The 26,304-nt window shown below is 72.6% G+C and carries 24 protein-coding genes; 9 read left to right on the forward strand and 15 right to left on the reverse strand.

The window, feature by feature from the left end; translation table 11 throughout:
* The first annotated feature begins 240 nt into the window (after positions 1-240).
* Complete coding sequence (locus ACF089_RS19905; RefSeq protein WP_392028239.1) at positions 241-489, forward strand: hypothetical protein; 249 nt, start codon at positions 241-243, stop codon at positions 487-489.
* A gap of 479 nt (positions 490-968) precedes the next feature.
* Here the strand turns inward: ACF089_RS19905 and ACF089_RS19910 are convergent, their stop codons facing one another.
* From ACF089_RS19910 to ACF089_RS19930, 5 genes are all read right to left on the reverse strand, one after another.
* Complete coding sequence (locus ACF089_RS19910; protein WP_392028240.1) at positions 969-1,760, reverse strand: nicotinamide riboside transporter PnuC; 792 nt, start codon at positions 1,758-1,760, stop codon at positions 969-971.
* A gap of 221 nt (positions 1,761-1,981) precedes the next feature.
* Entirely contained in the window at positions 1,982-2,440 is a 459-nt protein-coding gene (locus ACF089_RS19915; protein ID WP_392028241.1) for a riboflavin kinase, read from the reverse strand.
* Complete coding sequence (locus ACF089_RS19920; protein ID WP_392028243.1) at positions 2,433-2,963, reverse strand: flavin reductase family protein; 531 nt, start codon at positions 2,961-2,963, stop codon at positions 2,433-2,435. Before ACF089_RS19920 ends, ACF089_RS19915 begins: the two co-directional genes overlap by 8 nt.
* A 27-nt stretch (positions 2,964-2,990) precedes the next feature.
* The gene (locus tag ACF089_RS19925; RefSeq protein WP_392028245.1) at positions 2,991-4,337 is read right to left on the reverse strand and encodes an NtaA/DmoA family FMN-dependent monooxygenase; all 1,347 of its coding nucleotides are present in this window, start codon (positions 4,335-4,337) and stop codon (positions 2,991-2,993) included.
* A gap of 41 nt (positions 4,338-4,378) precedes the next feature.
* Positions 4,379-5,299 (reverse strand): ribokinase, encoded by a 921-nt coding sequence (locus ACF089_RS19930; RefSeq protein ID WP_392028247.1) that lies wholly within the window; start codon positions 5,297-5,299, stop codon positions 4,379-4,381.
* Positions 5,300-5,426: 127 nt separating this feature from the next.
* Here ACF089_RS19930 and ACF089_RS19935 point away from each other — a divergent pair, with 127 nt between their 5' ends.
* The 3 genes from ACF089_RS19935 (at position 5,427) to ACF089_RS19945 (ending at position 9,330) form a co-directional block, all read left to right on the forward strand.
* Entirely contained in the window at positions 5,427-6,413 is a 987-nt protein-coding gene (locus tag ACF089_RS19935) for a LacI family DNA-binding transcriptional regulator (protein WP_392028249.1), read from the forward strand.
* A gap of 269 nt (positions 6,414-6,682) precedes the next feature.
* On the forward strand, positions 6,683-7,933 hold the full coding sequence (locus tag ACF089_RS19940) for a hypothetical protein (RefSeq protein ID WP_392028251.1): 1,251 nt from the start codon (positions 6,683-6,685) through the stop codon (positions 7,931-7,933).
* A 359-nt stretch (positions 7,934-8,292) separates the two neighbouring features.
* Entirely contained in the window at positions 8,293-9,330 is a 1,038-nt protein-coding gene (locus ACF089_RS19945) for an alcohol dehydrogenase catalytic domain-containing protein (RefSeq protein ID WP_392028253.1), read from the forward strand.
* 111 nt (positions 9,331-9,441) lie between these two features.
* Here ACF089_RS19945 and ACF089_RS19950 read toward each other — a convergent pair whose 3' ends face one another.
* The 9 genes from ACF089_RS19950 to ACF089_RS19990 all read right to left on the reverse strand — a co-directional run bounded on the left by ACF089_RS19950 (position 9,442) and on the right by ACF089_RS19990 (position 18,569).
* The gene (locus tag ACF089_RS19950; protein WP_392028255.1) at positions 9,442-10,200 is read right to left on the reverse strand and encodes a DUF1838 family protein; all 759 of its coding nucleotides are present in this window, start codon (positions 10,198-10,200) and stop codon (positions 9,442-9,444) included.
* A gap of 408 nt (positions 10,201-10,608) precedes the next feature.
* A complete protein-coding gene (locus tag ACF089_RS19955; RefSeq protein WP_392028257.1) occupies positions 10,609-11,148 on the reverse strand; it encodes a tellurite resistance TerB family protein in 540 nt (179 codons plus the stop codon).
* Positions 11,149-11,290: 142 nt separating this feature from the next.
* A complete protein-coding gene (locus ACF089_RS19960) occupies positions 11,291-11,929 on the reverse strand; it encodes a DUF6518 family protein (RefSeq protein ID WP_392028259.1) in 639 nt (212 codons plus the stop codon).
* A 207-nt stretch (positions 11,930-12,136) separates the two neighbouring features.
* Complete coding sequence (locus ACF089_RS19965) at positions 12,137-12,322, reverse strand: hypothetical protein (protein ID WP_392028261.1); 186 nt, start codon at positions 12,320-12,322, stop codon at positions 12,137-12,139.
* Positions 12,323-12,547: 225 nt separating this feature from the next.
* Complete coding sequence (locus ACF089_RS19970; RefSeq protein WP_392028263.1) at positions 12,548-13,792, reverse strand: serine protease; 1,245 nt, start codon at positions 13,790-13,792, stop codon at positions 12,548-12,550.
* A complete protein-coding gene (locus ACF089_RS19975) occupies positions 13,779-14,114 on the reverse strand; it encodes a CU044_2847 family protein (RefSeq protein WP_392028265.1) in 336 nt (111 codons plus the stop codon). The genes ACF089_RS19970 and ACF089_RS19975 overlap by 14 nt, the downstream gene beginning before the upstream one ends.
* A gap of 376 nt (positions 14,115-14,490) precedes the next feature.
* Positions 14,491-15,693 (reverse strand): MFS transporter, encoded by a 1,203-nt coding sequence (locus ACF089_RS19980; RefSeq protein ID WP_392028267.1) that lies wholly within the window; start codon positions 15,691-15,693, stop codon positions 14,491-14,493.
* A gap of 55 nt (positions 15,694-15,748) precedes the next feature.
* Entirely contained in the window at positions 15,749-16,369 is a 621-nt protein-coding gene (locus tag ACF089_RS19985; RefSeq protein WP_392028269.1) for a TetR/AcrR family transcriptional regulator, read from the reverse strand.
* Between the two features lie 979 nt (positions 16,370-17,348).
* Positions 17,349-18,569, reverse strand: coding sequence for a TetR/AcrR family transcriptional regulator (locus tag ACF089_RS19990; protein ID WP_392028271.1), 1,221 nt, complete (start codon positions 18,567-18,569; stop codon positions 17,349-17,351).
* A gap of 336 nt (positions 18,570-18,905) precedes the next feature.
* Between ACF089_RS19990 and ACF089_RS19995 the strand changes: the two genes are divergently transcribed.
* Entirely contained in the window at positions 18,906-20,237 is a 1,332-nt protein-coding gene (locus ACF089_RS19995; RefSeq protein WP_392028273.1) for an MFS transporter, read from the forward strand.
* A 291-nt stretch (positions 20,238-20,528) separates the two neighbouring features.
* Here the strand turns inward: ACF089_RS19995 and ACF089_RS20000 are convergent, their stop codons facing one another.
* On the reverse strand, positions 20,529-21,704 hold the full coding sequence (locus ACF089_RS20000; protein ID WP_392028275.1) for a thiolase family protein: 1,176 nt from the start codon (positions 21,702-21,704) through the stop codon (positions 20,529-20,531).
* A gap of 177 nt (positions 21,705-21,881) precedes the next feature.
* Here ACF089_RS20000 and ACF089_RS20005 point away from each other — a divergent pair, with 177 nt between their 5' ends.
* From ACF089_RS20005 to ACF089_RS20020, 4 genes are all read left to right on the forward strand, one after another.
* Positions 21,882-23,039 (forward strand): acyl-CoA dehydrogenase family protein, encoded by a 1,158-nt coding sequence (locus ACF089_RS20005; RefSeq protein WP_392028277.1) that lies wholly within the window; start codon positions 21,882-21,884, stop codon positions 23,037-23,039.
* Positions 23,040-23,061: 22 nt separating this feature from the next.
* Positions 23,062-23,826, forward strand: coding sequence for an SDR family NAD(P)-dependent oxidoreductase (locus tag ACF089_RS20010; RefSeq protein ID WP_392028279.1), 765 nt, complete (start codon positions 23,062-23,064; stop codon positions 23,824-23,826).
* A 32-nt stretch (positions 23,827-23,858) separates the two neighbouring features.
* Positions 23,859-24,626, forward strand: coding sequence for a 3-oxoacyl-ACP reductase FabG (gene fabG / locus ACF089_RS20015; RefSeq protein WP_392028281.1), 768 nt, complete (start codon positions 23,859-23,861; stop codon positions 24,624-24,626).
* 116 nt (positions 24,627-24,742) lie between these two features.
* Positions 24,743-26,287 carry an AMP-binding protein gene (locus tag ACF089_RS20020; protein ID WP_392028283.1) on the forward strand — a complete coding sequence of 515 codons (1,545 nt, stop codon included), beginning with the start codon at positions 24,743-24,745 and terminating at the stop codon, positions 26,285-26,287.
* Positions 26,288-26,304 lie beyond the last annotated feature (17 nt).

Genomic DNA, 26,304 nt, shown 5'->3' on the forward strand with positions numbered 1-26,304 from the left:
GTGGTGGGCCATGACATCGAGGAAGTCGTCGATCCGCTCGGGCCGCCGCGGTACGTCGATCGGCAGGGTGACAGACCTCGCGCGGCTCACGGGACGGAGACCGTGTGCCCGCCCGCCCGAGCGGCCGACTCGCACCCGTTCGGGGCCGCCGCGCCCGGCATCCTTGGGCGAGCGAGGTGTCTCGATCATGCTGTCAGCGGTACGGAGAGGCCGTGCCCAGCGTGATCGAAGGAGAACGGGATGCCCCACGACACCGTCGCGCGATTCCTGGCCGCCCTGAGCCCGGAGCACCGGGAGGAGGTCGGCAGACGTCCGAGCGAGGAGCAGGAGAGGCTCGCCGCCGCCTGGGAGTCCGAGCTGGGGACGGACGATCTCGACACGCTGGACGAGCTGTCGCCCGTCGCGGCGGAGAGCGAGGCGGCGAGACGCGTCGTCGAAGGAGCCGGCGGAGCCGAGGGAACCGGCGGAGCCGGGCCTGATTCGGCGTAGCGCGCCCCTTCGCGCACGGCGGGCTCCTCCGATACGACGCCGCCGGGGCCGCCGGGCACCGGGCACCGGGCACCGGGCACCGGGCACCGGGCACCGGGCACCGGGCACCGGGCACCGGGCACCGGGCACCGGGCACCGGGCACCGGGCGGACGATCTCGCGGGCGGGGTGCGCACCGCGCGCGTCCGTCGTCGAGGGCGCGACTCAAGCCGTACGGGTCGGTCGGCACCGGCCCGACACCGAGCACGCCCGCCCGGAGAAGCTCCGTACACCCCCGGCCGTGACGCCGACGCAGGGACCCCGGCCGGGTCCTGGACGCCGGCGGTGCGCGAAGCCCGGATCGGCCGACAGCGCCATGGCCTCGGCGAGAGACGCCCGGGCGAGCCGGGCCGCCGGGGCCGCGCCGGGGAGCCCGGGCCGGGCGGCGAGGGCTCCGGACCGGCCGTCACCGGCCGGTCCGGCTCATGTCCACGATCGCGGTCACCGTTCGGCCGGCGGCGCCCCGGGTCCGCTCAGCGTCTCGGTGGCCGGCCGGGCGGCGGGCGGCTCCGCGACGGACGGCGCGGCGGGCGAATCCACGGCGACCGCCGTGTCGTCGCGGCTCTCCAGGACGATCGCCGGCTCCAGCGGCGAGGCGATCCCCTGCTCCTTGCTGCGGGACGCCCAGTCGCGGATGCCGATGAGGACCATCACGAAGAAGATCGCGTAGACGATGCCGGAGAAGTACAGCTCGGAGTGGATGGCGAGGGGCACCCCGACGAGGTCGACGGCCAGCCAGGCGAACCAGAACTCCACATACCGCCGGGCCTGCGTGTACATCGCCAGGATCGAGCCGACGAAGATCCAGGCGTCGGCGAGGACCATCCACCAGGGAGCGCCGGGGTAGAACGACGCCTCGGTCGTCTTGAGCAGGGCGCCGAACGCGAAGGTCCCGGCGACCATGGCGACGAGCAGCACGGTGCGCTCCCGCCACGACGCCCAGCGGACGTTGATCGTGCCTTCCCTCTCCCGGCTGCGCCGCCAGGTCGCCCAGCCCCAGGAAGCCGATGCTATGATCACAATCTGCCGGGCGGCGTTGCCCCCGAGATCGACGTTCAGACTCGCTATCAGCAGGAGCACGGATCCGAGGATCTGCACCGGCCAGGCGACCAGCGATCTTCGCAGCGCCAGCCACACGGTGGCGAGCGCGAGGATGTTGCCGAGGAAGTCGGACCAGTAGACGGGGAAGCCGAAGAAGCTGAACTGCTCATTCAGCCACGCGAATGCACTCATTACTCACACCTTTGTTCGTTCGGAGCAAGGCTGGGAGTGGGGGGTGGGGTCCGGACCGAATCGGCCGGGACGCGGGGAGTACGGCAGTGCGTGCCGAGTCCGCGCGGGGTGAAGCGTGTTTCGGGTGGAGCGAGTCGGGCGACCCGGCGCCCGTTCCGTCCACCGGGTCGCCGTGCGCCGGGTCGCCGGATGCCAGGTGCCGGATGCCGGGTGCCGGACCGTCAGCCGGAGACGGACTTCCGGTGGGCGGCGAGGGCGCCGGTGAGGACGCGGCGGCCGTGGCCGGAGGCGAGCAGCGCCTCCGACCTCCGGACGTCCCGCCGCGCGGCGTGGATCAGATCGCCGGGGGACGCGAACTTCACCGTGTCCCGGATCCGTGCCACGAACCACAGTCCGACGCGCTCTCCGTAGAACTCGTCCGACGTGTCGTGGCAGTACACCTCCACATGGACGTCCGCGGTGTCGCAGAAGGTCGGGTTCGACCCGATGCTGATCGTTCCCGGGTGGACGACGCCGGTCGAGTGGCGTACCACCCATCCGCTGTAGATCGCGGACGGCGGGACCCGGGAGCCGGGGTCCGCCGCGACGTTCGCGGTGGGGAACCCGAGCCCATGGCCTCGGCCGGCGCCGTGCACCACCGCGCCCGTGAGGTGCGCGTGGACCGTCGGCGTGTCACCCATGGGGGGTGAGCTCGCGGAACTGGCTGGTGTGGAAGACGAGCGGCTCGACGCCGGAGAACAGCTCGGCCGTCAGCAGCTCCATGAGCACGATCTCGTGGTCGCCGCCGTCGTACGTCGCGCTCACCCGGGCGGTCAGCCAGAGCGCGGCGTCCTCGATGACGACGGCGCCGTCGGGCGTCGCCTTCCACCCGACGCCGTCGAAGCGGTTGCCCTCCCGGGACGCGAGACGCCGGCACAGCCCGCCCTGCCCGTGGCTGAGCACGCTCAGCCCCAGGACGGGCGCTCCGGCGAGGCGCGGCCAGGTGGTCGAGGTACGGGCCACGCTGACCGCGGCCATGGGCGGTTGGAGCGAGATCGACACGAACGAACTCGCCGCGAAGCCGACCGGCTCGTCCCCGCGCAGCGCGCCGATCGCGACGACACCGGTCGGGTAGGCCCCGAACGCCTGTCGCAGCGTCGCCGCGTCCAGCTCCGCCGGCTCGGACGCCCCGGGAGGGGTGTGGACGGACGTGGCCATGGTCATCGACATCCTCTCGTCGCGCGTTCTGTCTCAGTGCCGGAATCGAGCGGCGGGGTGGCTGTCCGGCAGCGCGGGACCGGATGCCCCGGTGAGCCGTTCGCGCAGGCTCTCGCCCTCCGTGTACTCCCCGCGGAAGACTCCGCGCTTGCGCAGGATCGGCAGGACCGACTCCACGAAGTCGGTGGTCGACACCGGCTGGACCGTCGGGGAGAGCAGGAATCCGTCGAGGTCCGCGCCTTCGGCGAGCGCGCAGATCTCGTCGGCGATCTCCTCGGCGGTGCCGACGACGGGCCGCGCTCCGACGCCGTGGGTGTGCCAGTCGGCGAGGACGTCGCCGACCGTCTTGTCGGCGAAACGGGCCACCTGGGTCTGCGACAGCTCGGTGGAGAGGTCCGCCATGGGCGTCTCGGGCGCGTAGGACGAGAGGTCGAGCCCGGTGAACATGGCGTAGCTGGCGACGGTGACCTCGGACCGCTGAGCGTCGAGGATCCGCCGGTAGCGCCGTTCGGCGTCGGAGGTCGTGGCCCCGATGACACAGGAGAACGCCGACATCACCTTCACATCGTCGGCGCGGCGGCCCGCCTTGACCGCCTCCTCGCGGATGGAGGAGGTGTGCCCGGCGAGCTGCGCGACAGAGCCGCTGCCGACGAACATGCACTCGCCGTGCCGGCCGCCGACCCGGCGGCCCGCGGGCGAAGCCCCCGCCTGGAACAGGACGGGCGTGCCCTGCGGGGAGCGCGCGGTGTTGCCGTACCCCTGCGAGCGGAAGAACGGGCCCTCGTGGGTGACCAGGTGCACCTTGGCGGGGTCGGCGAACCGCCCGTCCTTGTCCTTCTCCAGGGCGTCCGGCTCCCAGGCCCCCTCCCAGTACTTGTAGACGACGTCGAGGAAGTCCTCGGCCATCCGGTAGCGGTCGTCGTGGCCCACCATCTCCATGCCGAACGCCTTGACCGCCGTGTCGGCCGTGCCCGTCGTCACGATGTTCCAGCCGATACGGCCGCCGGAGAGCTGGTCGAGCGTGGCCATCCGGCGCGCGAAGGCGTACGGGGGCTCCACCAGGGCCGAGCCCGTCATGACGAGACCCAGGTCGGTCGTCGTGGACAGCAGCGCGGACGCCACGACTATCGGGTCGAGCCGCGGGAGGTCGAGGGTCTCCTCGGTGGCGATGGGCGGGCGCGTCCCGTCGATCTCGGACCAGCCCCAGGCGTCGGCGAGGAACAGGAAGTCGAGCTTGGCGTCCTCGCAGACAGCGGCGAGATCGCGCCAGTACTCCAGAGTGTCGAAGAGATGCCGCCGGCTGTCGGGGTGACGCCAGGTGGCCGTGCCGCTCGCATTGGTCTGCGCGTTCTCGAACACGCCGATCTTGAGATTTCTCATGGGTGGTTCTCCGTAGTGCTGGTGCTTGTCCCGCGAGGGTGTCAGGGGGCGGTGGTGACCGCGGGTACGTCGAGCTGGTCCGCGTACGGCATGGAGGTCTGGGCGCCGTGACCGGTGGCGGCGTGCGATGCCGCGCGCACGGCGCGTTCGACCGCGGCCGGAAGATCGCTGCCGCGTCCGAGCGCGTCCGCGAGGGCGCCGCAGAAGGTGTCTCCGGCGCCCACCGTGTCGACGGCGTCCACCAGCGGCGCGGGGATGTGCGTGATGTCGGGGCTGTGGGCCTCCTTCAGGACCGCGCCGTCCGCCCCGAGCGTCACCACGACGGCCCGGCACGGGAGCGCGGCGCGCTCCAGCAGGGCTCGGGCGCCGTCGACGGTGGAGGGCCGGTCGGCGCCGAGAAGCGAGACCAGTTCTCCGAGGTTGGGGACGAGGACGTCGACCGCGGCGAGCACCCGTGCGTCGACCGGGCGGGCGGGGGCGGGGTTGAGGACGACGACCCCGCCCTGTTCACGGGCCCGGAGGACCGCGCGTTCGACCACGTCGGGCGCGATCTCGTTCTGGACGAGGACGATCTCTCCCTCGGCCCGGACGAGCCGGGCCGGGAGGTCCTCGACGCCGAGGCCGGCGTTGGCCCCCGGATTCACCACGATGGTGTTCTCGCCGGCGTTGTCGACCACCACCGCGGCGATTCCGGTCGTGGCCCGCTCGTCCGAGCGGACCGCGTCGACGTCCACGCCCTCGGACACGAGAGCGTCGAGGATGGCGGCCGCGTCCGCCCCGACCCTGGCCACGAGACGCACCCGTGATCCGAGGCGGGCGGCGGCCACGGCCTGGTTGGCGCCCTTGCCGCCGACGCCCTCCACGAAGTGCCGCGCGAGCACGGTCTCACCGGCGTGCGGCAAGTCCTCGACGGTCAGGACGAAGTCGCGGTTCACCGAACCGACGACGGTGATGAGCGACATGTGAACTCCTTGGGAGATCGATTTCCGACATGCTGTACCAGCGCACCCGTGGCGTCAAGTAGCCTCGTCGTGCCCGTTCGCCCCGCCGCCGTGGCGCACCCGCCCACCGACCGCGAAGGACACCTACGTGACAGCGCCCCGACTCATCGACGTGGCAGAGGCCGCCGGCGTCTCCCGCGCGACGGCCTCACGCGTTCTCGCCGGCACCCGGCGCAACGTGGATCCGGACCTCGCGCGCCGCGTCGAAGAGGCCGCGGAGCGGCTGGGCTATCAGCCCAACCATTCGGCCCGGGCGCTGCGCACCGGCGCGACCGGCACCATAGGCGTCATCGTCCCCACCCTCGCCAACCCCTACTTCGTCCAACTCGCCGACGCCATCGCCCAGCACGTGCGCGCCGTCGGCGGCACGCTCGTGGTCTCCGACGCTGCGAACGACACCACGATCGAGGCGGAGCAGATCGACACCCTGCTCGGCGGGCGGGTGGACGGCCTGTTCGTCGTCCCCGTGTCGGCCGACGCGTCGGGCCCCGCGATCCGCGAGGCCGCCGGCCGCCGCCCCGTGGTCCTCTTCGACCGGTGGGCCAAGGACTCCGGCACCGTCGCCGTCACCCTCGACAACATCTCCGCGGTGCGGCTGCTCGTCGATCATCTGAAGGACATCGGCAGGCGGCGGATCGCCCTCGTCGCCGATCAGGCCTCCTCCTCGGGCGCCGAACGGCTGGCGGCCTTCACCGAGTCACAGGGACCGGACGCCACCACGATCCTTCTGCCCAGCTTCACCACCGACGCCGGACGGACGGCCGGACGGCGCATCATCGAACAGGGCGACCAGGTCGACGCGGTCGTCTGCGGCGCGGACGTTCTCGCCGTGGGGCTCGTGAGCACACTGCACCGCTCCTCGGTCGCCGTGCCCCGCCAGATCGCCGTCACCGGCTTCGACGACACCGAGATGCTCAAGCTCCTCGACCCGCCCATCACCTCCATCCGCCACCCGCTCTCCGCGATGGCCGAACGCGGTCTGACGCTCCTTCAGGCGCCCGCCCGTGAAAGGGCGGAGCGGATCGAGCGCTTCCCTCCGCAGCTCGTCGTGCGCGCTTCGACCAGCGAGTCCTGACGGTCGGTCACTCCCCTTACGGGCGCCGCAGATACTCGCTCCTCGACCTCTCCGCCGCCCAGGCATAAGGGACTTGGGCGACGCCTCCGACCGGCGGACACGGTCCGCCTCCCCCGAAGGGCGCTCGCGGCCGCGCCCGACCCGAGGGGAATGAGCGTCTGGGCGGACGAGCGGGCCGGGGGCGGCCGCGGCCCGGGCCCGAAGGCGGCCGCGGGCACCGCGTGGCGCGGCACCTCCTGCGGCGCGATTCCTTGTATATAGGTGTATTCATGACATCCAGTGTGATCACGGTGACCTCCGTGGAGGAGCTTGTCGCCGCGCTGACCGGCACCGGGGCGGCGGACGAGGTGCGCGTCGAGGGCACGCTGACGGGAGTCCCCGGGGTGACCCTGCCGCCGGGAACGGCGCTGGCCGGGGCCGGGCCGGGCGCGGGCCTGGTGTTCGCGGAGGGGGCGGACGGCGTCCGTCTGACGCGGGACAACGGGCTGGCCGGTCTGCGGCTGGAGACCTCCGTCGCCTCCCGGGCCGTGCACAACGACACCGGGCAGGACGCTCTGGGCACACTCGCCGTGCGGGACGTGGTGACGGTCGGCCGGGTGGAGATCCTCGCCGCGGACGCGGTCCGCTCCGGCCATGTGATCGTCGACGGGCTGGACATCGAGGCCGCCGACGCCCGCGACGGGACGCCCCGGCCGCGCGGCTACGGGGTGGAGGTCCGCCACGGCGCGTTCACCCTGTACAACCGGCAGCCGGACCCGGGTGTGCTGATCACCTGCGATCTGACGGGGCTGTCGGCCGGCCGGGAGGGCGCGCCGGTACGCGGCGGCGGGATCTTCGTCTCCGGCGCCGAGGGGGGCGGGCGGGTCACCGGGACCCGGCTGCACACCGGCACGGTCCATGCGGACGGCGGCATCCCGCCGGGCACGCCGGACCAGATCACCGGCGGTGTGTTCGTCGTCCGCGCCGCCGTGACCGAGGTCGTCAACCACGGCCCGGTCACCACCTACGGACCCAACGACATGGTCCTCGACCTGTGGGGCGAGGTGGGCGCCTGGACCGCGCACGCCCCCATCACCTCGCGCGGGCCCAGCGGCATCGGCTTCGTCAACTTCGGCGTCATCGACCGGCTCACCGTCACCGCGCCGATCGAGACCTTCGGCGCGGGAGCGCGCGGGTTCAACATCTACGACGGCACCGTCAACACCGCCGAGTTCGACCGTATCGTCACTCACGCCGACGCGTCCGTCGGCGTCCAGATCAGCAAGCCCTTCGGCACCCTGACCGTGCGTCATGGCATCGAGACCCACGGCGGCACCGGTCCGAGCCTCGTGAAGGGCGAGATCAGGACCCTGCCCGCGACCGCGCTGAGTCTCCGACCCGGCAGCCGCGCCGCGGCCGTCCGCGTCGACGGCGGGATCATCGCCCATGGCGAGGGCGTGGCGGCCGTGGAGATCCTCGGCACGGTCGAGGAACTCACCGTCACGGGCGGCATCCACGCCCACGGCGTCGGCGAGGAGTGACCGGGCTTCCGCTGCCGCCGAGGGGCCGCGCTCCCCCGCCGGGCCGTCGGCTGTGCGTTGGCAGATCGGTGCGCATCAGTCGTAATGTGGATGGGTCGGGTGTTCGGCGAAGCCCGGTCGACACACGGACCGGGGGGATTCCCCGTCGACATCGACGACCGCGCGTCGCCGCCCTCCCGGGGACCGGCGGGTCGACCCCAGGACGAGGCCGGGCGCACCGCCCGGCTCCGGCCGCGCCTCGAAGGCCGCGGATCCCGACTGCCGGCGGCTCTCCGAGGGCCGGGCGGCCGTTCGCCGAGCCGCGCCGAGTCTCCGGCGGACGCCGGAGCGGCCGACCGGTTCGAAAGGCGTGATCTTCGATGCGAGCCACCTTTATGTACGGTCCGGGGGATGTACGGGTCGAGGAGGCCCCCGATCCGCGGATCCTGGAGCCCACCGACGCGATCGTGCGGATCACTCTGGCCTGTGTCTGCGGCTCCGACCTGCATCCCTACCGTTCGATGGACGCCAGTGACGAGGGCGTGCCGATGGGACACGAGTTCCTCGGGGTGGTCGAGGAGACCGGCTCCGAGGTCACGGGGCTGAGCAAGGGCGATTTCGTCGTCTCGCCGTTCGCGTTCGCGGACAACACCTGCGCCTTCTGCCGTGACGGCTTCCAGACCGCCTGCCCGCGCGGCGGCTGGTACGGCGCGGGCGGGGTGGGCGGCGCGCAGGCCGAGGCCGTACGGGTGCCGCAGGCCGCCGGCACCCTGGTGCGGCTCCCCGGGGACGTCGACGCGGCGCTCCTGCCCTCGCTGCTGGCGTTGAGCGATGTCTATCTCACTGGCTGCCACGCCGCCCATATGGGCCGGGTGTCCAGGGGAAAGACCGTCACGGTGATCGGTGACGGCGCGGTGGGACTCTCCGCCGTGCTGGCGTCCTGGCGCATGGACGCCGATCGGATCATCCTCATGGGCCGCCACGAGTCCCGTGTCGAGCTGGGCCGCGAGTGGGGCGCCGCCGAGGTGGTGGCCGAGCGCGGCGAGGACGGCGTGGCCCGGGTGCTGGAGCTGACCGACGGCGAGGGATCCCCCGTCGTCCTGGAGGCCGTGGGGCTGATGCCCGCGTACGAGCAGGCGTACGGGATCGTGCGCCCCGGCGGGGTGATCTCCCGGGTCGGGGCGCCGCAGTACGAGGAGGCCCCGGTGGGCTTCGGCTCGCTGTTCGGGAAGAACGCGGGCCTGACCGGCGGCCCGGCGCCGGTGCGCGCCTATATCGACGAGGCCGTTCCGGATGTTCTGGAGGGCCGGATCGACCCCGGCCGGGTGTTCGACGGCGAGGTCCCGCTCGAACGGGTCGCCGAGGCGTATCGCGCGATGGACGACCGCACCAGGCTCAAGGTGATCGTTCGCCCGTGATCTCGGCTGATCGTACGTCGGCGATCGCGGCGCGGGCCCGGGAGCGGCGACCGCCGCGGCCGCCCGCGGCGACGGGGTACGGCGACGGCGGACGCTCGGACCGCTCCTCCGTCACGCGTCGCGCGGCTCCGTCGTGTCCCCGGCCCGCTCGGCGAGCTTGCGGAACCAGGTCCAGCTGCTCTCGTTCGGCTCGCTCCAGCCCTCGGGGGCCCGGGCGAACTCCGGGCGCCGCGCGGCGATGTACTCGCGGGTGCGCTCGGGGACCTCGGACCAGGACGCGAGCTTCCGGCCCCGGCAGTGGAAGGCGAGTCCGCCGGGCCGCTGTCCCTGTGCCATCCAGGGCAGCCAGGGCGACATCCGCGCCCAGGACATCGTGCTCGGCACACTGGGCTTCTCGGTGCTCAGGGCCTCGGCCGGAGCGAAGAACTGGAACAGCTCCAGCGCCCGGTAGGTGTCGTCCGCCGAGTTCGCGGGGAACTCCGCCACCGGCAGCGGCGAGGGGTACGACAGCGGTATGTCCATGTTGAAGCAGATCTGGTCCCCCAGCTCCGTCAGGGGAATGGGGAACGGCTGCCACTTCTGGTTCGCCGGATCGTTCCAGACGTGGATGACCGGCTTGTCCTCCCAGGTCTCCAGGATCTCCCGGCTGCGCGGGTCGAGATAGAACGCCGCCTCCCGTGACAGCATCCGGTACCCGTCGCCGTCCTCGACGAGCCGCGCGACATTGACGCCCTCGAACCCGAAGACGCGCCGATAAGGCTCCCCCGGCTCCCAGGAGTGCACGTCGCCGGTCCAGTGGAAGGTCACCTCGGATCCGTCGAGCGAGGCACGGGTGCGGGCGAAGGCCCGCAGGAGTTCGGCGGGGGTCATCTTCTCGGATACCTCACTGTCGGTCGGGCCCGTCACCCCGAGGCGGAGGAGCAGTCGCGCCGGCTCTGCTCGATCCGCGCCGCGGGTACGGGCGGGGGCGGGGCCGCCGGGCGGCGCCGGGCGGCACCGGTGCGACCCCAGCGCGATCCTATGCGCTGCCGGGCCGCCGCTGATCAGGCCCCGGCGGCCGCATGCCCGCCGGGACACACCGGACCGCACGGGCCCGTGATCCGCAGGCCGGCAGCCAGGCGGTGTGTTCGGGCGGGCTCCGAGCACGGGCTCGACCGACGACGCGGTCGGGGGGCGGGGGCTCCGGTGCCAACGGCGACGCGGACCTGTACGGAACAGAACCGCCCTCCCGGTCCGGCGTGCGCGCCGGACCGGGAGGGCGGACTTCCCCCGGAAGGGTCAGATGCCGAACTCCGCCGAGGACAGCCCCAGCGCGCCGCACACCTCGCGCAGCACCTGCTCCTCGGCGGGCTGGATGTATCCGTCGGCGCCGGCGACGACGATGCCGGTCTGTACGACGGCGCGGGCCTCGGCGGGCTTCTTCGCCGCCTTGGCCACCTCCTGGAGGGCCTCGGCCTTGCCGCGGGCGAAGTCGGAGGTCAGCAGATCGACATGCTTGTTGAACCTGGTCCGCAGCTGCTCGGCGGGGAAGTTCTGCAGCACGTTGTTGGAGAGGATGAGGGACTCCACGTGCTGCCGCTCCGCCGGGTCCACCCGCCCGTCGGCCGCCGCCACCAGGGCGCAGACGGCCATGCTGGCATCGCGATAGGCGCCGCTCTTCAGCTCGGTCTTGAGGGAGTCGAGCTGGCTCTTCAGCATGCCGACCATCTGGGCCTTGGACCCTCCCGATCCGGAAGACCCCCGCCCTGCCGAGCCTCCCGACCCCTGCGACTGCTGGAGTGTTTTGGCCTGATCCTTGATCCGGTCCCACATAGCCACGGATTCCACCTCGACTTCGCCTGTCATTCCTCGGGCAAAACGCACTTCGTCACGCCCGTCCGGGAAACGTACGGGATCTCCGCAGAGTTCCGCACACGGCGGGCCCGTTGGGCCGCGCCCGGCCGGCGGATCGACGACCGAGTCATACCGATCCGAGCAGACCGTTGAGGACGGCCTTCTCGGCGAGGTAGAAGAGGAGACCGCCCACGGGAGCGAGCGCGGCGCACAGCCAGTACCGGTGCACCCCGGCGCGCGCCAGGTAGACGGTCAGGAGAGCGGTGAGCAGCGCGCCGACAGTCAGGAAGGCGACCGCTTCTCCCCAGTAGCGGAGCCCCAGCCCCAGCCAGCCCCCCTCGCCCAGCACCACCATCGCGATGACCGCCCCGGCCATCGGCCGCAGGTCGTCCCGCCCTCGTCGTACCGTCCACCCCGCCCATCCCAGCAGGGGCCCTCCGATCAGCCCCGCCACCGACCACACAGCGGCGGTTCCGAGCCCGCCGCTCCCGAAAGTGCCTCCGAGAGCGGACGCCGCGTAGTAACCGCCGCAGGTGGCGAGCATCATCAACGCCCCGCCCCAGACGGCGAGCCGCCGGCCACGGATCAGCGCACCGGCCGCGGCGGTCCAGACGATCCAGGCAGACGTCGAGTTGGTCACCCGATCCAGCACGGGCGTCGTTCCGTGCAGACCGTACGTCGCCCAGCCGAGCAGCAGTCCGAAGGCGACGGTCGCGGTCAGGACGGCGACAGGGGTGTTGCGACGGGTCGCGGTCACAGAAGCCATGCCTCAGGACTATACACGTGGTGTATACGCTCGATGTATAGTCGCTGAAGGGTTCCGGGCGCGCCGAGTGTTCGCTCCTGGTTCTTCGGCGGTCTGCCGCGGTCCTCGTCGGCGAGGGCCCCGGCCGGGGCGGGAGTCGCGAAGTGGTTTCGGCCAGGGCGCAGAAGGCGAGCGCCCCCGCCAGGAGTCCGGCCGGCAGCCGCCGTCTCATTCGGCCCGGCCCGGTCGGGCCCCGAGCAGGGGCGCGCCGACCGCCTCCCCCACGACGTACGCGGAGGCCGGGCTCGCGCCGAGGGTGTAGCGCGCCGGGCTCTCCCGGCTCAGAAACACCAGGGCCAGCGGGGCCCTGCCGGCAAGCGCCGCCAAGCCCCGGAGCAGCAGTTCACGGGTCATCGGATCCCGGTGGCGGGAGGCGGGCGCGGTCAACCGGATCCGCCCTTCGCCCGGGGCACGGCGAACAGATCCGGTCCGGTGTCGCGGGGGCGCGGTCGCGTACGGGCCGGTTCGCCGCGGGTCTCGGCGTCATGGGCCGCGGCCTCGTGGGGACTTCGGCGGTCACCGCCGAGGGGCGGCCGGACGTCGCGTACCGCCGTGAGCCCTTCGGGCGGGCCGCCGACGTCACCAGCGGGACGAGCGCACATGGAATCCGCCGCCGATGTAGGCGGTGCCGCAACGCGCGGGCGGCCCCTCGCCCGTGGGCTCGGGATCGCCGAGGACGAGTGCCGAGAGCTTGCTGAGGACTCTGACCATCGGCTGACGGGTGGATTGCGAGAGCCCCGCGCCCCCGGCGGTGAAGTTGTCCTGGGATCTGAAGGCGTGGTGGTCGCCTTCGAAGCGAATGCCCTGGTCCAGATGGACGCCTCGGCGTGTGGTCGTCATGTACTTGTAGATCTCATAGTCGGGGAGATCTTCGTAGGGGAGTTGTCGCAGTCTCTTGGTACCGCCGTTACGCATGATCAATTCGGTGGGAGAGAAGGCGGTCACCGATCTCTTGGTCAACAGGCCCGCCCTGCCCCAGATCCCCAACAGTCCGTCGAGGGAGTGCAGCCCGAGGGTGGTCAGATACTCGTCGTACCGGCGGTGGCCCCTGATTTCCTCGGGCAGCAGCAGCTCGCAGTCGTCGGCGCTCGTGTACAGGATCCGGCGGACCCGGTCGGCGAAGAACGCCGAGGCGGCGGCGGAGGCCTCGGGGTGGGACGACAGGCTGAACTCCTGGGGCCGGCATTCCGACAGGTGCGAGATTCCGACCGCGTAGGCGTCGTTCGTCCCGTCGTCCTTTCCGGCTACGACGATCATGCCGGCGATACGGTCGCCCTGCCCCGGGCCGCCCGCCACGGTGACGGGTCCGCCGCTGAAGCCGGGCTGGGCGCGCAGCGCGGATTCGGTGGACTTGTCGATCTGCAGGGCTCCGCGTCCCACGCGTCCGCGCAGGGTGCCCGACGCCCAGGCGCCGTTCTCGCGGCGGGGCGGGTTTCCCGGGAAGCCGTACAGCTCGACGGACTGCTCGCGCAGTTCGCCGCGGAAGAGGCGGCCGCGTTCGGCGCCTTCGGGCGGGGCGTCCTCCAGGAGCAGGCCGGCCACGTCGCCTCCGACCAGTCCGTCGGTGAGCGGCGGCGACCAGGAGACGACCCGCGCCGACAGGGGGCGTTCGTGAAAGCTCTCCAGCAAAGGGAATCTGACGGTGACGCGATCGTCGGCGGAGGGCCGGTCCTGGGAGCGCAGAGGTCTGCCGAGCGCCGCGTTCACCACATGGGCGCAGGTGACGATATGTCGACTCCCGAGCAGAAACCCGACTCCGGCCGGATTGTCCCCGGTCGTGCGGCAGATGCGAACGGTGAATTGCTCTCGTCTACTGACGGCCATCGCTGCGGTCCCACGAGAGACGCACCACGAAGTTCGCTTCGACGGTGCCCTTCGCGAAGATCACACCGCTCTCCCCGCCGACCTTGATACCGAACTCGACCTCCACGGCGTCCGGCGACACGGCCGCCAAGGAGTTGCGGATGTCGTTGAGCGCGGGGCGGAGTGTGGACAGCGCGGCCGACAGAGTCTCGCCCGCCCGGACCGTCAGTCCGGTCGAGGTCTCCGAGGCGAGCTGAAGTTCTTCGGAGAGGCTCTCCTGTTCTGTTTCGAAGACGGCCACGGGGCCGTCGGTGCTCGGTATCTCCACGAAAACGCGCGTCATCGCCGTCCCCCCAGATTCAGACTGAGGGCCACCGTAGAGGAGTGCCGAAGGGGCTGTCAGCGGATCCGGGAAGTTGTGCGAACAGCCCGCTGTCCGGGACCGGCGTGGGGACTTGGGGCCGGTCGCCGGGCGGGCGGTTCGGCCGGGTGGTCCGGCCGTGGTCGTGCTCACGCTGGAAACGCTCTCCGGCGCCCGGCGCCCGGCGCCCGGCGTCCGACGGCCGGTGGGCGGTCCGCGGGGAGCGCGCGCGGGCGGCGGTCTGAGGAGGCGGTGGTCGGTGCGCTGACGGGCGGCGCGGTCATCGCCTGTTCGAGGGGCGGCCGTTCCCGGCCCGGACGGTGCGGGAGCGCTCACGGGCCGAAGCGGGCCGCCCCGGTCACCCGTGCTCCGCCGCCATGGCCCGCTCCCCGCTCGGCGACTTCTTCGAGGCGACGACAGCGAGTGCGAGCAGCGCCAGCGCACCGAGTCCGAGGGCGGCCGCGACGACCGGCAGCAGTCCGGCCCCCGGGCCGCTCAGGGTCAGACCGCCGAGCACTCCGCCGAGCGAGACTCCGAGATAGGTGCCCGAGGTGTTGAGCGCCAGCGCCTGCGCCGCGGCCGGCCCGGCGAGCAGATAGAGGCGGGTCTGGATCGCCGGGGAGTTCCAGAAGGCCATGCCGCCCCAGATCGTCCCCACCACGACGAGTACGGAGAACGGCACGGGACGGACGAACCAGAGCATCCCCAGTATCGCCATCATGCCGGTGAAGACGCCCATTCCGGTGAACAGGGCGCGGTCCGGGCCCCATCGGTCGGCGGCCTTCCCGCCCGCCCAGATGCACAGGACGCCGGCGAAGCCGGACAGACTGAACGCGAGCGCACGCTGATCCACACTGGCCTCGCTCATCGCGGCGAGGTAGGGGGCCGTGTAGGTGAGCATCATCATCGACCCGGTCATGAGCGCGCAGTTCGCCAGCAGTCCGAGCGCCACCGGCGGGCCGGCGAGCACCCGCAGCTGTTCGGGGATGCTCGGCGTCCCGGCGGCCCGGTCGTCCCGCTCGCGCGGCAGCGTCACGAGCAGGAAGACCAGGGCCGCGGCTCCGGCCGCCGCCATCGACACGAAGGTCGCGCGCCAGCCGAAATGACCGCCGATCCAGGTGCCGATCGGGACTCCGGCCGCGATCGAGCCCGTGACGCCGAGCGCCACGACGGCGACGTATCTGCCGATATGGCCTTTCGGGGCTCGCTCGGCGGCATAGGCGAACACCGCCGGGGTGGAGGCCGCGGCCGCGAGCGCCGCCACGATCCGCAGGGCCACCAGGGGACCGAAGCCGGTCACCGCGGCCGCCAGGAGATTCGACGCCGTGAACAGCACGAACGAGACGGTGAACAGACGGCGGCGGGACACCCGCGCCAAGGCGACGCCGGCGATCGGCGCGGCCAGCGCGACCGTGAGCGAGAAGACGGTCACCAACTGCCCGGCACGCGCCTCACTGACCTTCAGATCTCTCGCGATCTCCGGGAGGACACCCGCGATCACATAGTCATCGGTATAGAGAACGAAAGCCGCGGCGAACAGCGCGAACAGCCACGCGGGCACAACAGGTCTCCTTCTGCGCCCCGGCGACACCGGTCCGTCGGCGCGGGTCAGCGGGTCAGCGGGTGGTCGGTACGGCGGCGGGCGCATCCGTCAGCGCCGATCGGAGCTGCGCCCGCAGCGTCCTGCGAAGCCGTTCGACGCCGAGCGACCCGTGGGGGGTCACCGCATCGAGAATCAGCCCGCCCATGACCGCGACGAGCCGTTCGGCCTCTTCGGCCGGATCGGGTACGCCGAGAACGTCCAGGGCTTCCGTGAAGACCCGGCGCATATCGGCGGCCATTCGCTCGGTCACCGGGCGGAAGATCGGATTCACCCGTGCCGCGACGATGAATTCCATCAGGACGATCGACTCGACACGGCGCTCCTCGTCGATCGGAAGCAGTTCCTCGGCCATCGCCTGGAGCGCGTCGACGGCCGGTTCGCCCGCCAGTCCCTCCCATCCCTCGGCCGAGTACCGGGTGAGCCTCCTCCCCATCCGGTCGCCGACCTCGGTCGCGGCCGCCACAAGAAGGTGGCGGTGATCGTCGAAGTAATGGCGCACCGATCCGATGTTCCACCCCGATTCGGCGGCGACCTTTCGCAGCGACAGACCGCTGAGACCTTCGGCGACGACAAGGCGGAACGCCGCCTCGATGACATCCTTGCGGCGCTGTTCCACATCGATCCGAGCTGGCATGGCCTCAAGTTATCACAGCTGTGATAAATGGGTGGGGTGATCAGCTGGGTGCCGGGCTGTCCAGCCGGAGTCGGCAGTGAAGGGCCGTCAGTTCGCCGCTGGGGGCGGGCGGGTGCGGGAGCGCCCCTCGCGCCCCCGCACCCGGGCCGCGCGCCCCTCGCGCTCGCACGTCGCGCCGCGCGCCGGCTCGGCCCCAGCGGGCCCGGCTCAGGGACGCCCGGGGCGGCACACGGTGGGGGCGGCTCCGTACCGGGGCCGGCGGCCGCGCCCTGCCGACGCGCCGCCTCGGCCACCAGCCCGGACGGCGAGCCTCGCGCGCTGTGCGGTCGAGGCGGCTACTCGCACGGCGGTACGTCGCCCCGGCAGCAGGCTCCGATCCGGCGACGCCGGGACCGGCACACCCCCAGGACAACCGACCTCGCACCAGCCACCACCCTGCCGACGCACGCACCAGGCCCCCGAACGGCGACGCGCCGCCCGACGCGCAGGCGGGCCGGCAGACCCGGGCCGGCCATCGCGGGGCAGTGCGCTGCCGTCGGTGATGCCCGGGAGGACGCGCTGCCCGGTGAACGGCCCCGGTCCGACGGGACCGGCAGTGCGCCGCAGGTCAACGGACCGGCCTCGGACCGGCCGTGCGCAGGTCGGTGCGCCGCCAGGGCGATGGGCCCAGTCGGGTGGGGCCGTGGCGACGCCCGCCCGGGACGACCGGTCTCATGACGTCGACGCCTCGCGCGACGAGCCGCCATGCCGTGGGTGGCGACGACGGCAGGCCGGTACGGCGACGCCTGGGCCCAGGCCACCGCCGGGGCGACCGGCTCCGGACCCGGCCCCGACCCCGGACCCGGACCGATCGCCGGTGGGCGGCCGCCGTCGACAGCCGCGCCCCGCCGATCGGCGATCCGCACCCCGTACCGACTCCCGGCGGAGCGCGGGCGTACGAACGCGCGACGGTCAGGCAGGCGGGGCCTCCGCGCGCGTCCTATGTGAGGAGCATGGCCATGCCGATCTCGGAGAGGCGTTCGGCGAGATTCGGGTGGTCGCCGGAGGTTCCGGTGCGGGCCGCGTTGTCGATGACGGTGAGGGTGGCGATGACGGTGATTCTGGCCTCGGCGGGGTCGAGACCGGGGCGTACCTCGTCGAGCAGGCGCACCCAGAGCGCCAGGTACTCGCGCTGGGCCTGGCGCGCGCCCCGGCGTTCCTTCTCCGGCAGCTGGTCCAGCTCGCCGACCAGGAGGCCGATCAAGTGGCGCTGGCTCAGGACGAAGTCGATGTAGGAGCGCAGCAGCCGCTCCACGGTCTCGCGCGGGGCGCCGGGCAGGGAAAGCGCCTGGGCCGTGCCGGCCCGGCGCTGTTCGCCGCCCCGCACGACGGCGGCGACCAGGAGATCGGTCTTGGTGGGGAAGTGCTTGTAGATGCTCGGGCCCGTCGCGCCGGCGGCCTCGCCGATGTCGTCGGTGCTGACCGACTGGAAGCCGCGTTCGTCGAAGAGCCGGATGGCCTCGACGAGGATCTCCTCGCGGCGGGACATCGCGAGGGCGGCATAGCCGCCCGGGGCGGGTTCGGCCCCGGCGGCGGGGCCGGTTCCGAGCGGGCAGTGCGTGGCGGCGTGGGCGAGGCGGTGGAGCAGTTCCTCGAAGCGGCGGCGCGGGAGGGAGGTGCGGTGCCAGGAGATGGAGGCGAACACGGACAGGGCGGCCCAGGCCAGCAGCTGGATCTCGGCGTGGTCCAGTTCCGGCCGGTCGGCGTGGATCAGCTCGCCGATCCCCTCGGCGACGGCGCTCAGCGCACGGCGCTGTTCCTTGCGGCGGTCCTCCGGGAGGTGGCGCGCCTCGCGCTGCCACAGGACGGCGGCGCCTCGGCGGTCCTGGGCCTGGGAGGCCGCGGCGCGGAGGTAGGAGTCGAGGTCGGGTGCGGCCGCCACGGACGCGGCGACCACGGCGACGGTGGAGTCCACGACGTGGAGCAGCAGGTCCGGCTTGCCGCGGAAGTGGCGGTAGAGGGCGGGGGCGGTGATTCCGACCTCGGCCGCCACATCCGCCAGGGAGACGTTGTGGTATCCACGGGCCCGGAAGAGCCCGGACGCCGCGGCGACGATCCGGGCCTTGCGGTCGGGAGGTCTGCGCGCGGTCCTCCGCCTCGGCTCCTCGGTCTGCATTCCCGCTCGTCCCTCGCTGTCGGCCACCTGGGCAAAGTACAGCATCGGAACACGGTTGTGAGCACTGGCTCACCGGGCATCCCCTCGCGCCGCTCTCCACTGAAGGGGTGGTGCGCGTCGGTAAGTGAACAGCTGCTCACTTCCGCGCGGCTCGGTGGAGGCGCGCCCGCCCGTCCGGTCGGACGTCGGGGCCGTGGGCGGCGGCCGGCCCGCAGCGGTGGCCCGGCGGTGGGACAGCCCTCTGAAGGTTCGGTACTGCCAAGTTAGAGAGAAATCACTCTGGCGTCCAGTGTCAGGCAATATCCATTTGATCCCTTGTCCACATGAGTTAGGGGTGGTTCACTTCCAGCCATTCGCCCCGCTGGACAAGGGAGGGCCGTCATGGCCGTTGAACAGCAGGAAGTGTCCGCACCGGAGCCGGGGGGCACGGCCGCGGGCCGTGCGGCCCCCGTGCGGCGCAAGGCATGGATCGTCCTCGCACTGCTCGTCTGTCTGATGCTGGTCAACTACGCCGACAAGGTCGTCGTGGGACTGGCCGGAGTCGGCATGAAGGAGGAACTGGGGCTGGACGACTCGCAGTTCGGAGTCATCCAGAGCAGCTTCTTCTGGCTCTTCGCCGTCGGGTCCGTCCTCGGCGGCTGGCTCGGGGGCAAGATACGGGCCCGCTGGCTGCTCGCCGGCATCGCGTCCCTGTGGGCGCTGAGTCTCGCGCCGATGGCCGCCCAGGTCGGTTTCACCACCATCGTCGCCTGCCGGGTGCTGCTCGGTTTCGCGGAGGGGCCGACCACCGCGCTCGCGATGCAGGTGGCGCACTCATGGTTCCCCGCCCACAAGAGGGCGATCCCCAGCTCGATCGTCGTCGCGGGCGCCGGCATCGGTCCGCTGATCGCCGCACCCGTGCTGACCTGGGTCATTCTCAACTACTCCTGGCACGCGGCCTTCGCGGTGCTCGCGATCTGCGGTGTGGTGGTCACCGTGCTCTGGCTGATCGGCGGCGACTCCGGGCCGGAGGACGCGCAGGGCGCCCATGGGCACGGCGCCGGGGCGGCGGCCGGACCGGTGCTGCCCGAGCGGGTGCCGCTGCGGCGGCTGTTCTCGACCGGGACCCTCATCGGCATGTCGCTGCTGTTCTTCGTCGCGTACGCCAACACCTCCGTCAAGGTCAGCTGGCTGCCGCTCTATCTGCGGGAGGGGCTCGGCTACGACGCCACCACGGCGGGGAATCTGGTCGCGCTCCCCTATCTGGGCTCGGCGATCGCGGTGATCCTCGTCGGCGTGCTCTCCGCCGCGCTGACCAGGAGGGGGGTGGGCGGCCGGCTGACCCGGGGCGTGCTGCCCGGCGCGATGGTCCTGGCCTCCGGGGTGTGCACCATCGCCTTCTCCTCGCTGGACCGGGGCGTACCGCAGATGGTGCTGCTCGTGATCAGTTCCTGTCTGAACTCGGCGGGGTACGGGGTCGCCTTCGCCGGGCTCGCCGATGTCGTGCCGGCGAAGCAGCGCGGCGCGGTCTTCGGGATCGTCACCGGGGTCTACAGCCTCGGCGGGATCGTGGCCCCGCTGGTCATCGGCAAGCTGGTGGACGCGGGGGACTCCGTCGCGCTCGGCTACGGGGACGGCTTCATGGTCCTCGGCATCACGATGATCACCGGCGCGGTGGCCGCGCTGCTGCTGGTCAATCCCGCTCGCGACGCCGCGAAGCTCTCGTCCGTGTGAGCGGCGGCGGAAGGGCGGCGTCCCGGGCCGGCGCCGATACGGCTCGGGACGCCGCCGGGGCGGTACGCGGCGGCGCACAGGGCCTCACCGCGACCGGACCGAACGAGCCGACCGGGCCGACCGGGCCCACCGGGCAGACCGGACCGGCCGTCCGCCGGCGGGGCGCGCCCCCAGGGCCCGAGGCCCGCGGAAGGCCCCGGCGGCGCCCGGTCGCCGTCCCCTGACACGGCGTGTACGGGGAGGGGGCGCCGCCCGCCGGACGCCGCCCCCTCCTCCGTGCCGGGCGAAGCCTCAGAGCAGTTCGAGGATCGTCGCGTTGGCCATGCCGCCGGCCTCGCACATGGCCTGGAGGCCGTACCGGATCCCGTTGTCGCGCATGTGGTGGACCAGCGTGGTCATCAGCCGCGCGCCGGAGCCGCCGAGCGGGTGGCCGATCGCCATCGCGCCGCCGAGCGGGTTCATCAGCGCGTAGTCCGCGCCGGTCTCCCGGAGCCAGGCCAGGGTGACCGGGGCGAACGCCTCGTTGATCTCGAACGCGCCGATCTCGCCGAGGGAGAGGCCCGCGCGCCGGAGGGCCTTCTCCGTGGCCGGGGCCGGGCCGAGGGCCATGGTGACCGGGTCGGCTCCGGCGAGCACGGCGGTGTGGACCCGGGCGATCGGCCGCCAGCCGTGCCGCCGGGCGATCTCGCTCGTGGTGATGAGCAGCGCGGCCGCGCCGTCGGAGATCTGCGAGGAATTGCCCGCGCTCACCACGCCGTTCTCCTTGAACGGAGTCTTCAGGGCGGCGAGCTTCTCCGGGGTCGAACCGCGCCGTACGCCCTCGTCGGTGTCGAAGACCCGCGTGCCGCCCTCCGCGCCGGCGACGGTGACGGGGGCGATCTGCGCGGCGAAGCGGCCCTCGTCCACCGCGCGGGCGGCCCGCTCGTGCGAGTCGAGCGCGTGCCGGTCGAGCCGCGCCCGGCTGAATCCGTACCGCTCGGCGATCATCTCGGCGCCGACGCCCTGGTCGAAGCCGCCCCGCCCGCCGGGGAAGTAGCGGTCCAGGACGAGCGGGCCGTACGGACTTCCCGCGCCCGGGACGTCGCGGGCCGAGCCCATCGGCACCCGGCTCATCGACTCGACTCCGCCCGCGACGGCGATGTCGTACTGGCCGGCGACGACCAGCCCCGCGGCGAAGTGCACCGACTGCTGGGAGGAGCCGCAGGCGCGCGAGACGGAGACGCCGGGCACGGACTCGGGCCAGCCGGCCGCGAGCGCCGCGAACCGGCCGACGACGCCCGACTGCTCGCCGACCTGGGAGACGGTGCCCCAGACGACGTCGTCGACGGTGGCCGGGTCGAGTCCGTTGCGCTCGGCGAGGGCGGTCAGCACATGGGCGGAGAGATCGACGGCGTGGATGCCGGAGAGGGAGCCTCCCCGCTTTCCGACGGGGGTTCGCACAGCGTCCACGATCACGGCGTCACGCACGGGCTACTCCTCAAAGAAGGGGAAGAAGGGGCGGAAAGCGCGGGCCCAAGTCGCCCTAAGTTATTTCAAGCTAACCGCGATGTCCAGGCTGGACAATGCAGGCCAGACGCCTTGACATCGAGGATATCGAGCGCAAAAGTGAAGCCTGGCTAACCCAGGAGCAGGAGAGAGGGCAGTATGCCGCGCACGGTATTCAACGAGGAGCACGAGGCGTTTAGGCAGATGGTCCGCGACTTCCTCGCCAAGGAGGCGGTCCCGCACCTCCAGGACTGGGTCGCGGCGAAGTCCGTCCCCCGCGACTTCTATCGCAGGCTCGGCGAACTCGGCCTGCTCGGCATGGAGGTGCCCGAGGAGTACGGCGGCGGGGCCCAGACCGGACACCACTTCGGCGCGGTGCTCGCGCAGGAGGTCGCCCGGGCCGGGGCCACCCTCGGCACCGCGATGACGCACTCCAACATCATCCTGCCGTACCTCCTGCACTTCGCGACCGAGGAGCAGAAGCGGCGCTGGGTCCCCGGCTGCGTCTCCGGCGACCTCCTGCTCTCCATCGCGATGACCGAGCCCGGCACCGGCTCCGACCTGGCCGGCATCCAGACGCGGGCGGCGCTCTCCGAGGACGGCTCGCACTACGTGCTCAACGGGGCCAAGACCTTCATCACCGGCGGCACCCAGTGCGATCTGGTCCTGGTGGTCTGCCGCACCTCCCCCGCCCCCGCGGACGACCGCAGGGGCGGTCTGTCGATCCTCGTCGTCGACGCCGCGAGCGAGGGTTTCACCGTCGGCCGCAGCCTCCACAAGATCGGGCTGCACGCCTCCGACACCGCCGAGCTGTCCTTCACCGACGTCAGGGTCCCGGCGGAGAATCTCCTCGGCGAGCAGGGCGGGGGCTTCTCCCTCCTCGGCCGCAACCTCGGGCGCGAACGGCTCGTGATCGCCGTCCAGGCGGCGGCCGCCGCCGAGGCCGCGGTGACCTTCGCCCGGGAGTACACCCGGGACCGCCAGGTCTTCGGCAAGCCGGTGGCCTCCTTCCAGAACACCAAGTTCGTGCTCGCCGAATGCGCCACCGAGGCCGAGGCCGCCCGGCTCATCGCGTACGAGGCCCTGGAGCGCGACGCGCGGGGCGAGCTGTCCCCCGACTACGCGGCCATGGCGAAGCTCTTCTGCACGGAGACCGCGAGCCGGGTCATCGACAAGTGCCTCCAGCTGCACGGCGGCTACGGCTACATGCTCGAGTACCCGATCGCCCGCCTCTACGCCGACACCCGTGTCATGCGGATCTACGGCGGCACCAGCGAGGTCATGAAGACCATCATCGCCAAGTCCATCGGCCTCTGAACCGAGACAAGGAACCCTCACCATGCAGATCAACGGAGTCTCCGCCGTCGTCACCGGCGGCGCGTCGGGCCTCGGCCTCGCCACCGCCCGGCGGCTGCTCGACCGGGGCGCGCACGTCGTCCTGCTCGACCTGCCCGCCTCCCCCGGCGAGCGGATCGCGAAGGAGCTGGGCGACCGGGCCCGCTTCGTCGCCGGTGACGTCCGCAGCGCCGACGACGCCGCCCGGGCCGTCGCCGCCGCCGCCGGCCTGGCCCCGCTGCGCGTCACCGTCAACTGCGCCGGGCTCGGCAAGGGCGGCCGTACCGTCGGCCGCGACGGCACGCCCTACGCCCTGGAGGACTTCGAGTACGTCGTCGGCGTCAATCTGATCGGCACCTTCAACGTGCTCCGGCTAGCCGCCGCCGAGATGTCCCGGACCGAGGAGGTCGACGGCGAACGCGGCGTCATCGTCAACACCGCCTCCGCCGCCGCCTTCGAGGGCCAGATCGGCCAGTGCGCCTACTCCGCGTCCAAGGGCGGCATCGTCGGCATGACCCTGCCGATCGCCCGCGATCTGGCCGCCGCCCGGATCCGGGTGATGACCATCGCGCCGGGCCTCTTCGCCACCCCGCTCCTCAACCGCAGGCCGCAGGAGGCCCTCGACGCGCTGGGCGCGCAGGTCCCGCACCCCTCCCGCCTCGGCGACCCGGCCGAATTCGCCCATCTCGCGACCTCGATCATCGAGAACCCCATGCTCAACGGCGAGACGATCCGCCTCGACGGCGCGATCCGCATGGCCCCGAAGTAGCCCCTCCCCTCACTCTCGCCCCAGGAGCAATCGTGTCCACCACCCCAACCGCCCAGAAGGTCGCCGTCGTCACCGGCGCGGCCCGGGGCATCGGCGCGGCCGTCGCCGCCCGACTCGCCCAGGACGGTCTCGCCGTCGCCGTGTTCGACCTCGACGAGGCCGCCTGCGCCACGACTGTCGAGACGGTCGAGAAGGCGGGCGGCCGGATCCTCGCCGTCGGCTGCGACGTCTCGGACTCCGAGCAGGTCGAGGCGGGCGTCGCCCGTGTCACGGCCGAACTCGGCGCGCCCACCGTCCTGGTGAACAACGCGGGCATCATCCGGGACAACCTCGTCTTCCGGATGACCGACCAGGACTTCGACTCGGTCATCGGCGTCCATCTGCGCGGGGCCTTCCTGATGGCGCGCGCCGTGCAGCGCCACCAGACCGCCGCGGGCTGGGGCCGTACCGTCAATCTCTCCTCCTCCGCCGCGCTCGGCAACCGGGGCCAGTCGAACTACTCGTCCGCCAAGGCCGGGCTGATGGGCCTCACCAAGACCCTCGCGATCGAGCTCGGCCCGTTCGGCGTCACGGTCAACTGCGTCGCCCCCGGTTTCATCGCCACCGACATGACCGAGGCCACCGCCGAGCGCATGGGCATCACCTTCGAGGAGTTCACCGAGCGGTACGTCAAGACCATCCCGGTCCGCCGGCGCGGCCGCCCCGAGGACATCGCCCAGGCGGTCTCCTTCTTCGTCCGCGAGGAGGCGGGGTTCGTCAACGGCCAGGTCCTCTTCGTCGCGGGCGGCCCCAAGGGCTGACCGCCCCGCCGCCCCGGGACCGGCCGGTCCCGCGCCGCCGGCCCCGTACCACCGGGCGCGCGCCGCCGGTCCCGTACCGCCGCATCCTCTGCCAACGACGATGGAGGGACTCCCGCATGGGTCTGCATCTGCCCGACGCCGTCCGCCTGCACGCGAGAGAGCGCGGGTCGACCGCCGCGCTCAGCTGCGAGGGCGAGACGGTCGGCTACGCCGAACTCGACTCCCGCAGCAACCGTCTGGCCCGCGCGCTGCTCGCCGAGACGGCCGCCGGCTCCCGGATCGGCCTTCTGGCCCGCACCCGCAACCGGGCCGCCGAGATCCTGGTCGGCGCGGCCAAGGCCGGGCTCGTGACCGTACCGCTCAACTGGCGGCTCGCCGTTCCCGAGCTGACCGCCGTGGCCGAGGACGCCGGGCTGACGGTCCTGCTGGCCGAGCCCGAGTTCCGGGCCGCCGCCGAGGCCGTGCGCGCGGCCCGGCCCGGGCTGCGGCTGATCGTCATCGGCCCCGGCGGGCAGCCGGACACGCCCGCGTACGAGAGCTGGCTCGCCGCCCACCCGGACGACGACCCGGGCCGGGGCACGGCGGAGGACGCCGGCGAGGTGTTCCTCCAGATCTACACCTCCGGCACCACCGGCGTCCCCAAGGGCGTCCTGCTCACCCACGGCAACTTCTACGCCGACGCCGCCGAGCTGGAGGAGTATCTCTGGGAGCCCGGTTCGGTCGCGCTCAACGCCCTGCCGATGTTCCACATCGGCGGGCTCGGCTGGCTGCGGGTGGCGCTCACCGCCGGAGCGACCAGTCTGATGCTCCCGGAGTTCGCCCCCGGCACGGCGGCCGAGACCATCGAGCGGGAGGGCGTCACCCACGCCTTCCTCGTCCCCTCGGTCCTGCACATGCTCACGGAGCTGCCCGGGATCGAGGAGCGCGACTTCTCCCGGCTCACCCTCATCGCCTACGGCTCCGCGCCCATCACCCCCGTACTGCTCCGCCGCTCGATGGCCGTCTTCGGCTGTCGCTTCATGGGCAAGTACGGGCTGACCGAGGGCGGCGGCACGGTCACCCAGCTGCCGCCCGAGGACCACGAGCCCGACGGGCCCCGACGGCGTCTGCTCACCTCGGTCGGCCGCCCCCGCCGAGGGGTCGACGTCGTCATCGCCGACCCCGAGACCGGCCGGCCCGTCCCGGCCGGGACCGTCGGCGAGATCCGGATCCGCTCCCGCCACAACACCCCCGGCTACTGGAACAGGCCCGAGGAGACCGAGGCGCTGTACGACGCCGAGGGCCTGCTGTGCACCGGGGACGGCGGCCTGCTCGACGCGGACGGCTATCTCTTCCTCACCGACCGGATCAAAGACATGATCGTCAGCGGCGGCGAGAACGTGTACCCCAGCGAGGTCGAGTCCGTCCTCGCCGAGCACCCGGCGGTCTCCGAGGTCGCGGTCGTCGGCGTCCCCGACGAGAAGTGGGGCGAGGCCGTCGTCGCGGTCGTCGTCCCGCGCGCCGGCGTCGACCGCCCCACCGGGGCGGAGCTGATCGGCTTCACCCGCGGCCGAATCGCCTCGTACAAGAAACCCCGGCGGGTCCACTTCGCCGAGGCGCTGCCCCGCAACCCCAACGGCAAGGTCCTCAAGCGCGAGCTGCGGGCCGGCCTCCACCAGTGAAGGGCCCCCACCAGTGA

This window comes from Streptomyces sp. NPDC014894 (assembly GCF_043080985.1).
Lineage (GTDB): Bacteria > Actinomycetota > Actinomycetes > Streptomycetales > Streptomycetaceae > Streptomyces.

Coding starts and splice junctions, on each gene's coding strand:
- ACF089_RS20020 (WP_392028283.1), top strand. CDS start 24,743: ATGGGTCTGCATCTGCCCGACGCCGTCCGCCTGCACGCGAGAGAGCGC.
- ACF089_RS19970 (WP_392028263.1), bottom strand. CDS start 13,792: ATGGCCGTCAGTAGACGAGAGCAATTCACCGTTCGCATCTGCCGCACG.
- ACF089_RS19920 (WP_392028243.1), bottom strand. CDS start 2,963: ATGACCATGGCCACGTCCGTCCACACCCCTCCCGGGGCGTCCGAGCCG.
- ACF089_RS19945 (WP_392028253.1), top strand. CDS start 8,293: ATGCGAGCCACCTTTATGTACGGTCCGGGGGATGTACGGGTCGAGGAG.
- ACF089_RS19950 (WP_392028255.1), bottom strand. CDS start 10,200: ATGACCCCCGCCGAACTCCTGCGGGCCTTCGCCCGCACCCGTGCCTCG.
- ACF089_RS19940 (WP_392028251.1), top strand. CDS start 6,683: ATGACATCCAGTGTGATCACGGTGACCTCCGTGGAGGAGCTTGTCGCC.
- ACF089_RS19965 (WP_392028261.1), bottom strand. CDS start 12,322: ATGACCCGTGAACTGCTGCTCCGGGGCTTGGCGGCGCTTGCCGGCAGG.
- ACF089_RS19995 (WP_392028273.1), top strand. CDS start 18,906: ATGGCCGTTGAACAGCAGGAAGTGTCCGCACCGGAGCCGGGGGGCACG.
- ACF089_RS19960 (WP_392028259.1), bottom strand. CDS start 11,929: ATGGCTTCTGTGACCGCGACCCGTCGCAACACCCCTGTCGCCGTCCTG.
- ACF089_RS20005 (WP_392028277.1), top strand. CDS start 21,882: ATGCCGCGCACGGTATTCAACGAGGAGCACGAGGCGTTTAGGCAGATG.
- ACF089_RS19990 (WP_392028271.1), bottom strand. CDS start 18,569: ATGCTGTACTTTGCCCAGGTGGCCGACAGCGAGGGACGAGCGGGAATG.
- ACF089_RS19985 (WP_392028269.1), bottom strand. CDS start 16,369: ATGCCAGCTCGGATCGATGTGGAACAGCGCCGCAAGGATGTCATCGAG.
- ACF089_RS19975 (WP_392028265.1), bottom strand. CDS start 14,114: ATGACGCGCGTTTTCGTGGAGATACCGAGCACCGACGGCCCCGTGGCC.
- ACF089_RS20010 (WP_392028279.1), top strand. CDS start 23,062: ATGCAGATCAACGGAGTCTCCGCCGTCGTCACCGGCGGCGCGTCGGGC.
- ACF089_RS19905 (WP_392028239.1), top strand. CDS start 241: ATGCCCCACGACACCGTCGCGCGATTCCTGGCCGCCCTGAGCCCGGAG.
- ACF089_RS19910 (WP_392028240.1), bottom strand. CDS start 1,760: ATGAGTGCATTCGCGTGGCTGAATGAGCAGTTCAGCTTCTTCGGCTTC.
- ACF089_RS19925 (WP_392028245.1), bottom strand. CDS start 4,337: ATGAGAAATCTCAAGATCGGCGTGTTCGAGAACGCGCAGACCAATGCG.
- ACF089_RS19915 (WP_392028241.1), bottom strand. CDS start 2,440: ATGGGTGACACGCCGACGGTCCACGCGCACCTCACGGGCGCGGTGGTG.
- ACF089_RS19930 (WP_392028247.1), bottom strand. CDS start 5,299: ATGTCGCTCATCACCGTCGTCGGTTCGGTGAACCGCGACTTCGTCCTG.